This is a genomic window from Sphaerochaeta sp. UBA5836, from assembly GCF_002432845.1.
GTDB lineage: Bacteria > Spirochaetota > Spirochaetia > Sphaerochaetales > Sphaerochaetaceae > Sphaerochaeta.
This window is the reverse complement of sequence record NZ_DJGW01000077.1, coordinates 18,680-28,703: the sequence shown is the minus strand read 5'-3', so window position 1 is coordinate 28,703 and position 10,024 is coordinate 18,680. Positions and strand designations below refer to the sequence as shown.

Genomic DNA, 10,024 nt, shown 5'->3' with positions numbered 1-10,024 from the left:
AACATGGAGAGCTTTCCCTCTCCCTTTTGCACATCGACGATGGCAACCTTCGGCAAGTGACGAACGCTCTTGTGTATGTTCCAATAGCCGTCTCTGAATTTCATAGTCTCTCTCCCGTTATGTTTTCACCGCACCGGCAACCATTCCCTTGATGATGTAGCGCTGTAAACTCAAGTAGAACAGAATCGCCGGGAGGATGGTCAACAGAACCCCTGCCATGGCAAAGTTCCATTCGACCTTGTACAGTCCGAAGAAGTTGTAGGCCGCCAGCTGGAGGGTCAAGGACTTTTTCGATCCGCTGAGCACCAACAGGGGCAGCAGAAAGTCATTCCACATCCACATCGTATTGATGACGACGACCGAGACGGTCACCGGCTGCAACAAGGGGAAAATAATCTGAAAAAAGGCCCTGAGCGGGGATGCGCCGTCGATGAGTGCACAGTCATCAAGCTCCTGGGGCACCGATTTCACAGCCCCATGATACATGAAGAGAGCAAGGGAGGCTCCCAATCCCCAATAGAGAACCCCCAACCCCAAGGGAGAGCCGATCAGGTGCAGTTCCTTGGCAACCTTCACCAACGAGATCATGAAGGAGTGGAAGGGAATCATCATCGGGGCGATGAGAATCATGAACATAATGAAGCTGTACCGGGTCTTGGTCCGGGAGAGCTTGTACCCGGCCAAGGAGCTGACCAGCACCACACCGCAGACTCCCACTGTTGTTGCCAGCAGGGTGTTCAGAAAATAGCGGGGGTAGTTCATGATCTTGAACGCATTCTGAAAGTTCTCCCACACCAGTCTTTTAGGGAGGGCGAGTACATTGCTGGTGATTTCGCTGAAGGTCTTGAACGAGTTGATCACCACCAGAAAGAGCGGATAGAGGTAAGCGATGGCAAGCATGAGCAGGATGACGGAAGCCATTGTGGAAGGGAGGGAGTGCTTCTTCATACTTCCACCTCCCGCTGCTTGAATACCCTGACCTGGATGATCGAGAGGATGAGGATCATAAGAAAGAGCACGACAGACTTTGCCGTTCCATACCCGAATCGGTTGATGACGAAGGCTGTGCGGTAGATGTCCAAGGCAATGGTCGTGGTGGTATTGCCCGGACCCCCGTTGGTCAGGCTGAAGATGACATCAAAGGCTTTCAAGCCATTGGAGAGGGAGTGGAAGACACAGACGGTTATGGATGGCATGATCAAGGGAAGAGTAATATGAAAGAACCGTTTGGTCCTATTCGCGCCATCGATCATGGAAGCCTCGATCAGGTCGCGGGGAACCGTCTGCAGGCCTGCAAGGTAGACAACCAGATAGAATCCCAGAGAGTGCCACAGGCTGACCAAGAGCACGCTGAAATAGATGATGTTCACATCTCCCAGCCAGCTGAGCATAAAGATTTCCCACCCGGTCTTTTGGTAAAACGAGTCAAAGCCGGCGGAGAATATGAACCGCCAGATATAGCCGATGATGATCAGGCTGATGATATTGGGGACATAGAACGCAGCACGCAGCACGTTCTTCCCCTTGATATCGCCATCCAGGACTACGGCGAGCAACAAGGCACAGAGATTGACTGCTATGACGCTTCCCAGCGTCAGGCGCAAGGTAAAGCCGAAGGCCTTCCACATATCCGGGTCGTCAAGAAAGAGTTCCTTGTAATTCTGAAGCCCGATGAACGTTTGCGCCTTGTCCAAACCATTCCACTTGGTGAAGGAGGAGGCCACACTCATCAGAAAGGGTATTTCAACAGAGACAAGGATGGCTGCAAAGGCCGGCAGCGTGAAGAGGAGGAAGACCAAACCTCGATTGAGTTGTTTTCGTCGCAGTTGTGTCATGCAGGTTACCTAGTGGCCGGATTCGCTTCCGGCCACAGTCGAAGATGAAGTGTTGTTATTGAGCTGCCTTGGCAATCTTTGCGTAGGCTGCATCCAGGGCATCGAGGGTCTGCTCACGATCGGTGAGACCTGCGCAGTAGCCCTGCAGGATTGCACCAAGCTGCTGCTCGGTTCCGGTGGGGAACATCTGGTAGAACCAAGGATAGCCGGGAGTCCCGCTTGCAAGCAGGGCTGAGGTCTCTTTGGCGATATGGGAGTCGGGAGCAGCAGCACCGATGATCGGAGAGAGCTGCTTTACCTTGCCGGGAATCCAATTCTTGCCGTATTCGCTGGTGGTGAGCCATCTCAGCCAATCGAGGGCGGCTTGACGATTCTTGCCGTCCTTGGCAATGCGGATGGTCTGGTTGGAGTCGAACATAATACCGGCGGTTGCTGCATTGTTTCCGGTAGGACCGACGAGCAAGCCGATTTCGACTTCAGGATTGGTCTTGCGGATGGAGTCTTCGGCCCAGTTGCCCTGGTGGATCATGGCGACCTTGCCGGTAGCCAAAGCGGAGGTCTGGTCGTTGAAGTCGGATTCGTTCGGCTTCGGTCCGCCGTACTTCTTGATCAGGTCCAACAGATCGAACAGCTGGCTCATCTGGGGAATATCCTTGAACTTGAGGGCGCCGCTGTTGAGCATGCCTACGAACTTCTCGTAGCCGCCATAGTTGTCGGTCGGCACATTGGCGATGGCCTGCCATGCAGTCTGGGGAAGAACCCAGAACTCCTTGAAACCGGTGGCGAAGGGCTGGACGCCATTGGCCTGCAGCTTCTTTGCAACAGCCTCAAACTCACTGAGGGTCTTGGGGAGGGTGGTGATTCCATTGTCCCTGAAGACCTTCTTGTTGTAGATGAAAGAGTGGGACTGCACCAAGAAAGGATAGCCGGTCACCTTGCCGTCGCTGATGACACCTTGGAGGGCGCCGGGTTCAATCTGCTTGATGAAGTCCTCGTTGGTCAAGTCGTAGACATAGTCCTTGTAGGTGGAGTTGTCTGCATAGGCACTGCTCATGAAAATGTCGGGAACATCGCCGGAGTTCAGGCGGCTGGTCAACACCGAGCGGTAATCGGTCTGCAGTACCGTAATGTCCAGGGTAACACCGGTTGCTTTTTTATACTCGGCTACCATGTCGTTATACTGCTCTGCAAGTTCGGGGCTGTAGAACAATACATTCAGGGTGACATTTTCATCCTTCTTTTCCTGTTGTCCTGCTGCAAAAAGCGGAGTGAAGGCTACGAGAAGAGCCAACAATACTAACAGCATTTTTTTCATACGATTCTCCTTTTTTTGTACCATTATCCAAATACTATGGTATGTTATACGTATAACACACGGGTATTCGGTTGTCAACAAAATACTTTTTATGAGAAGATACTCAATATTCCCGCAGAAATTGAGGACGCATGGGTATTACACAGAAAGAAATTGCAAAGAATCTGGGAATCTCGTACATGACCGTAAGTCGTGCACTGAACAGCAACGGGTACGTTTCCGATGCACTGAAACAAAGAGTGTTGGAGTATGCAAAAGAGATGGGGTATGAACCCCACCGGGCAAGTCAGGTCTTGGTTCGCAACAGCACCAGGAGACTGGCGTTGTTCTCCTCCACCCTGCCCCGCTACTTCTGGGACGAGATCAACAAAGGGGTGCAGGTCGCAGCCCAACAGCTGAAAGCCTTCGACTACGAAGTACACTATCATCGGGTTCCCGAACTCGATACCCAAGCCTATCTCTCCCTCCTTGAGCAGGAGATCGAGCAAGGAGTCGACGCCGTTGCCTTGGTCAACCAACGAATGTATGACATCGAGGCAGTAATCACCTGCATCGAGCAGGCTGGCCTGCCCTATGTCACCTTCAACATCGATGCACCGCATTCGAAGCGATGCACCTACATCGGGTCGGACTATGTTGCCGGCGGCAGGCTCGCAGCGGACTTCATCGCCCGAACCCTGCAGCTTTCCCAGAAAAAAGAAGTCTTGGTCCTGCAGTGCTCGGAACAGGAACTTTCACAGGCAAAGGGACCGAATATCAACAAGATGCGCCTTGAAGGTTTTTTGGACCTGATGAACCAATCGTTTCCTGAAATCACGGTCCATCTGGAATATTTTGACACAAAGCTGCAGGCGGAGGAGAAAGACAACCAAATCCTCAACCTGGTCCGAAACTACCAAAACAAGGTGCAGGCAATGTACCTCATTCCCGCCTTCAATACTGATTTTCTCCACGCCTTGGACGCAGCAGGGGTACACGATACCATCACCGTTCTCCATGACTTGGACAGCGCCGCCCTGTACCATTTGAAGACGCGGCTTCTTTCGGCCGTCATCGACCAGAGTCCTACACTCCAAGGCTACTACACCGTAATGGCATTGGAAAAAATCCTCGAGTCAAAGCAACCTGCCGATCTTCCTCTTATCCAAATCGACCATAATTTGGTACTCACCGAGAACAGGAACCTCATCCATGGACTGAGTGCCGCCAGGCTCATGTCCTAAAAGAACATGACCTCCACATCCCTTCCATCGAAGCAGACCAGATCCCCCTGGGGATGGATACGAGAGGGAATGCGAATACCATCGACGGTGGTGTACTGACTGCACTCTGCACTCCAGGGAACCTGCTCGAGCTTGCCGTCGAATGAAGCTGCCATACGGTCGTTGGTAGTGAATTTCACCATCTCCCCGCTCTCCAGAAAGGTCGAAACAGTTCTGCTTTCAAGTGATCGGCATCCATGCTTTCACCTTTTCATGCAACTGGTTATCTTCTGTCAAGACATCTTGACTTTCCCCATTAGAACTCTGGACTATGCTAGACATGCAAACAGTACTGCTCTCCGCAATCGTGGTTTTCATCTCCACCAGCATCGACGACCTGGTGCTTCTCATCCTCTTCCACTCCCAAGCAACTACGCGGGTGCAACGAATATCGATACTCGTGGGTCAAATCTTGGGTATAGGGGTGTTGGTAGGTATCAGCCTGGTCGGCTCATATCTTGCAAGCAGAATGCTTGAAGGGTGGGTCATCGGTCTCTTGGGCTTTATTCCCATAATTCTTGGCATACGGGCGATGCTGAGCAAAGAGGAGAGCAAGGAAGAAGCGACGAGAACAGGAAGAAAGAGCCTGCTTGCAACCGTCACCTTGGTGACAATCGCAAGCGGAGGGGACAACCTGGGCATCTACATACCCTGGTTTGCCACCCTCGACGGCGCCTATCTTGGCCTCACGATGCTGGTCTTCCTCGTCTTCACCCTGATCTTTTGGTCCCTGGGCTACCTCCTGGCAAACCAGAGCCACATCAAGACCTTGCTCTCCCGCTTCTCGGCCGTCCTTGTTCCGGTGGTCTTCCTGCTGCTCGGACTTATCATCCTCAGCGAGAACGGCACCTTTGCAAAGCTGGCAAGCCTGTTCTAGTAGGCTGACTCATGCACCCCGCTCACCGCCCTTCCGCTGGGCTCGTTCATTTTCCTGAACGCCTCGTCCCACTCAAGCGCCTTGGCTGTTGAACAAGCGACCGAATCCTCCCGAGGTACGCAGCGTGCCGCACTCTCGCTGGGGAAATGGGAAGCAAACAAGCATCGGTAGTAGTACTCCTCCTTGGTGGCGGGAGTATGGATGGGAAAACGCTTGGCGGCCAGGGCGAACTGCTCATCGGTGACCAGGTTGGAAGTCATGCGCTTGAGCGTATCTATCCAGTCGTACCCAACCCCGTCACTGAACTGCTCTTTCTGCCTCCAGGTGATTTCAGGCGGCAGATACTCCTTGAAGGCTTCCCTGAGCAGCCATTTCTCGATCCGCTTGTCCTCCCCGACGGCGGGACAGAGTTTGAGATCTGGATTGAGATTCATCGCTACATCCATGAACTCCTTGTCCAGGAAAGGAACACGACCTTCGACACCCCAGGCGGCAAGAGACTTGTTCGCCCTGAGGCAATCATAGAGATGGAGCTTGGAGAGCTTGCGTACCGTCTCCTCATGGAACTCACGGGCATTCGGGGCCTTGTGAAAGTAGAGGTAACCGCCGAAGATCTCATCACTGCCTTCGCCGCTGAGCACCATCTTGATTCCCATCGACTTGATCACACGCCCCAAAAGGTACATCGGGGTGGCCGCCCTGACGGTGGTGATATCGCTGGTTTCCAGATGATAGATGACATCGGACAGGGCATCGAGCGCCTCTTGGATGGTAAAGTGCACCTCGTGATGCACCGTACCCAGGTGATCGGCTGCAATTCGGGCCGCCTTCAGGTCGGGTGATCCCTCCAGGCCGATGGCAAAGGAGTGAAGCCTCGGCCACCACGCAGTCTCTTGGTCGTCACTCTCAACCCGCTTTTGGGCGTACTTGGCGGTGACGGCGGCAATGATCGAGCTGTCCAAGCCCCCTGAAAGCAAAACGCCGTACGGCACATCGCTCATCAGCTGGCGCTTAACCGCCGCTTCGAGGGCATGCTTGACCTCCTCGATGCTGCCGCCATGATTCTTGACCACATCATAGCTGGTCCATTCTCGAGTATACCACTGCTTGGGCTTTCCTTCGGGGCTGTAGTAGTATTGTCCGGGCAGAAACAGCTCGATGGAGGAGCAAACCCCTTCCAGGGCTTTCAGCTCGCTTGCCACATAGTAGCGCCCTTCATCGTCCCACCCCTGATACAGGGGGATGACGCCGATATGGTCACGGGCGATGAGATACACATCCTTGGTCCGGTCGTAGAGAGCAAAGGCGAAAATACCGTTCAACTCTTCCAAAAAGTCGGGGCCCTTGTCCTGGTAGAGGGCAAGAATGACCTCGCAGTCACTTTGGGTCTGAAACTCATAGGTATTTGCATAGCGCCTGCGGATCTGCTGATGATTGTAGATCTCCCCGTTCACGGCCAAAACGATATTCCCATCCTTGCTGTACAGCGGTTGACCTCCTGACAACGGGTCTACGATGGCCAGCCGCTCATGGCTGATAACCGCCTTCTCTGATGCAAACACCCCGGACCAGTCCGGACCCCGGTGGCGAATCTTGCGGGACATCGCCAAAACACGGGAACGCAACTCGCTCGTATACGAGCGAATGTCAAACATACCTACAAATCCACACATCCTCTACCTCCAAAAAAAAGCGCTCCTATCCCGTCAGGGTTAGGAACGTCTTTGTTCTTGGGTCGATACTAGACGCTTCAGAGCAAAGATGCAAGAGCCTGTTCAACGATTGCCAGTGCCTTGTCGATGTCTTGTTGCCGTACTATCAAAGGAGGCACGAAGCGAAGCACATCGTAGCCGGCGCTGGCAACCAAAAGTCCGCGTTCAAAACATGCATCGACGACCTTGCGCGGAGAGACGGTCAATACCATGCCGTTGATCAAGCCCATTCCCCGGACCTCCCCGCACAATGTGGGATACAGCGCTGCAAGCTGTACGAGCTTCTCCCGCAGGTAGGAACCCATCTGCTGCACAGCGTCGGTAAACTCTGGATCGTTGAGGCGCCGAACCATCTCGTTGACGCCGGCCATGGCCAGGGCATTGCCGCCGAACGTGGAGGCATGGTCGCCGGGTTTGAATATCTCGTTGGCCTTTTCGCAGGTAAGCATGGCTCCGGCGGGGATTCCCCCGGCAAGCGCCTTGGCGGTGGTCACGATGTCGGGTTTCACCCCGTAGACCTGATAGGCAAACGGCTTTCCGCTTCGCCCCATGCCGCACTGCACCTCGTCATAGATGAGCAGGATGTCCTTCTGGTCACACAGTTCACGCAGGCCCTGGAGGAACTCTACGGTTGCCGGCACGATGCCGCCCTCACCCTGGATGGGCTCGACGATGATGGCACAAGTCTTTTCATTGACCAAGGCCTTCACACTCTCCAAATTATTGAATTTGGCATAGCTGAATCCCTGGGGAAGCGGATCGAAGTTCACATGATACTTGTCCTGACCGGTGGCTGTGATGGCACCATAGGTGCGTCCATGGAAGGAGTGGACCATCGAAATGATATCGGTGCGGGCCGGGTTGCTCTTGTGCCCGAACTTGCGGGCAAGCTTGAGGGCGGCTTCATTCGCCTCGGCCCCGCTGTTGCAGAAAAAGACCCTGTCCATGCCTGCAAGGGTGCACAGACCCTTGGCTGCCGCGATGGCTTGAGTGTTGTAATAAAGATTGGAGCAGTGAAGCAGTCCTTTCTCGACTACCTCAGCGATGGCAGCAGAGAGGCCTGCATCATGGTACCCCAGGGCATTGACGGCGATTCCGCCGACAAAGTCCAAATACTTTTTTCCTTCTTCATCGATCAGGTACATGCCTTCACCGCCGGCAAAAACCACCGGCACCTGGGCATAGGTGTCCAGCAAATATTGTTTGCCTAGTGCGATGCTTGTCTGCATGCTCATACGCTCTCCTTGTCGGTCACCATGGTACCAATACCCTTGGTGGTAAAGATTTCGAGCAGAATAGCATGGCTCACCCGTCCATCGAGGACGTGGACGCTTTCCACTCCTTTCTCCAGCCCGTCGATGCAGCACTGGACCTTGGGGATCATACCCCCCTTGATCGTCCCATCGGCAATATAGGAAAGAGCCTGCCGTTTGCTCAAGGTTCTGAGAATGGAGGCAGGATCATCCTTGTCCTTGAGGATCCCCTCCACATCGGTGAGGAACACCAATTTCTGGGCTGAAAGGGCTCCCGCCACGGCACTGGCCGCATAGTCGGCGTTGATGTTGTAGGTGTTTCCCTGTCCATCTACACCCACCGGTGATACCACCGGAACGAAGTTGTTGGCAAGCAGCGTGTCAAGCAAAGTGGTGTCGACCTTGTCGATCTGACCGACAAAACCCAGGTCCCTGCCCTTCTCATCAAGCTTCCTGCTGCAAAGCATGGTCCTGCCGTCCTTGCCGCTGATACCCGCAGCCTTGATCCCCACACACTCAAGTTCATCAACCAACGCCTTGGCGATGGAACCTGAAAGAACCATTTCCGCCACCTGGGCGGTCTCTGCATCGGTGACCCGCAGCCCGTCGAGGAACTCACTCTTCTTGCCGAGGCGGTCGAGCAGACTGGTAATCTCCTTGCCGCCGCCGTGGACCACCACCGGCTTGAGCCCGATGTACTTGAGCATGGCGATATCCTGGATCACCGACTTCTTCAGGTTCTCGTCCACCATGGCCGAACCGCCGTACTTGACCACTACGATGCTGCCGGCAAAGCGCCGGATGTACGGAATGGCCTCAATGAGTACCTCGGCCTTGAGTATTTCTGTTTCCATTTGGTGTTTCATCAGCTTCTATAGTCTCCATTGATCCGAACGTACTCATAGGAGAGGTCGCAGCCCCATGCGGTACCTTCTCCAGTCCCATCGTGCAACTGTGCCAGCGTAACAATCTCGCGTTCCATGAGAATGCCCTTGGCAAGGTGTTCATCGAAAGCCAACGGCGTTCCATTTTTCACCACTTGGATGGTTCCTTTCGCCGAGGAGAAATACAAGTCCAGCGTTGAGGGATTGAAATCCGCCCCGCTGTAGCCCATGGCACAAAGAATCCGTCCCCAGTTGGCATCACTGCCGAAGAAAGCCGTCTTGACCAGGTTGCTGGTGATGACACTGCGTGCCAGCGTTTGGGCCGTCTGCTTGTCCTTCGCACCCGTCACCTTCACCTCCAGGAACTTCCCCGCACCCTCGCCGTCGCGAACGATCGCCTTGGCAAGCTCGGTATGGACATAGAGGAATGCCTGGGTGAATTGCTCCCACTGGGGATGGCTTGGACAAAGAGGAGTCGTTTCGCTCATGCCGTTGGCAAGAACCAGGACGGTATCGTTGGTGGAAGTATCGCCGTCGACGCTGATCATATTGTAGGTATCGGTTATTGAGGACCCCAACAGGGTCTGCAACGTCTGCTTGTCCACATTGGCATCGGTGGTGATGAAGCTGAGCATGGTGGCCATGTTGGGATGGATCATTCCAGACCCCTTGGCCATGCCTCCGATATGTACCGTTCTGCCCTCGATCTGCAAGCTGACAGCAACTTCCTTGGTAAAGGTGTCGGTCGTACAGATGGCCAAGGCGGCTTCAAATGCCGCCTCGCGGCTTTCACCCAACTCCTTGCTGCACAAATCGATGCCTGCCTTGATCTTGTCCATCGGCAAAGGAACACCGATGACGCCGGTCGAACAGACCAGCACCTCTT

9 protein-coding genes and 1 pseudogene are annotated in these 10,024 nt (G+C 54.2%); 2 read left to right on the top strand and 8 right to left on the bottom strand.

The window, feature by feature from the left end; genetic code table 11:
- Positions 1-117 precede the first annotated feature (117 nt).
- From B3F49_RS06705 to B3F49_RS06695, 3 genes are read right to left on the bottom strand one after another with little or no spacing between them, the layout of a single operon-like run.
- The gene (locus tag B3F49_RS06705; RefSeq protein ID WP_293909943.1) at positions 118-948 is read right to left on the bottom strand and encodes a carbohydrate ABC transporter permease; all 831 of its coding nucleotides are present in this window, start codon (positions 946-948) and stop codon (positions 118-120) included.
- Positions 945-1,835, bottom strand: a complete 891-nt coding sequence (locus tag B3F49_RS06700; RefSeq protein ID WP_293909941.1) for a carbohydrate ABC transporter permease — start codon at positions 1,833-1,835, stop codon at positions 945-947. The genes B3F49_RS06705 and B3F49_RS06700 overlap by 4 nt, the downstream gene beginning before the upstream one ends.
- 55 nt (positions 1,836-1,890) lie before the next feature.
- Entirely contained in the window at positions 1,891-3,150 is a 1,260-nt protein-coding gene (locus B3F49_RS06695; RefSeq protein ID WP_293909939.1) for an ABC transporter substrate-binding protein, read from the bottom strand.
- A gap of 131 nt (positions 3,151-3,281) precedes the next feature.
- Between B3F49_RS06695 and B3F49_RS06690 the strand changes: the two genes are divergently transcribed.
- Complete coding sequence (locus B3F49_RS06690) at positions 3,282-4,373, top strand: LacI family DNA-binding transcriptional regulator (RefSeq protein WP_293909937.1); 1,092 nt, start codon at positions 3,282-3,284, stop codon at positions 4,371-4,373.
- Here B3F49_RS06690 and B3F49_RS06685 read toward each other — a convergent pair.
- A pseudogene (locus B3F49_RS06685) lies at positions 4,370-4,582 on the bottom strand (DUF6544 family protein); the annotation flags it as partial. The gene B3F49_RS06690 and the pseudogene B3F49_RS06685 sit on opposite strands and share 4 nt — an antisense overlap.
- Positions 4,583-4,692: 110 nt before the next feature.
- Here B3F49_RS06685 and B3F49_RS06680 point away from each other — a divergent pair.
- The gene (locus B3F49_RS06680) at positions 4,693-5,289 is read left to right on the top strand and encodes a cadmium resistance transporter (RefSeq protein ID WP_293909933.1); all 597 of its coding nucleotides are present in this window, start codon (positions 4,693-4,695) and stop codon (positions 5,287-5,289) included.
- On the opposite strand, the gene asnB is transcribed toward B3F49_RS06680, so the two are convergent.
- From asnB to argJ, 4 genes are all read right to left on the bottom strand, one after another.
- On the bottom strand, positions 5,286-6,962 hold the full coding sequence (gene asnB / locus B3F49_RS06675) for an asparagine synthase B (protein ID WP_293909931.1): 1,677 nt from the start codon (positions 6,960-6,962) through the stop codon (positions 5,286-5,288). The genes B3F49_RS06680 and asnB overlap by 4 nt on opposite strands.
- A 77-nt stretch (positions 6,963-7,039) precedes the next feature.
- Complete coding sequence (locus tag B3F49_RS06670) at positions 7,040-8,236, bottom strand: aspartate aminotransferase family protein (RefSeq protein WP_293909929.1); 1,197 nt, start codon at positions 8,234-8,236, stop codon at positions 7,040-7,042.
- Positions 8,233-9,120, bottom strand: a complete 888-nt coding sequence (gene argB / locus B3F49_RS06665; protein WP_293909927.1) for an acetylglutamate kinase — start codon at positions 9,118-9,120, stop codon at positions 8,233-8,235. Before argB ends, B3F49_RS06670 begins: the two co-directional genes overlap by 4 nt.
- Positions 9,120-10,024, bottom strand: a 905-nt coding sequence (gene argJ / locus B3F49_RS06660; RefSeq protein ID WP_293909925.1) for a bifunctional ornithine acetyltransferase/N-acetylglutamate synthase, incomplete at its 5' end; no start/stop codon positions are given. The genes argB and argJ, both read right to left, overlap by 1 nt.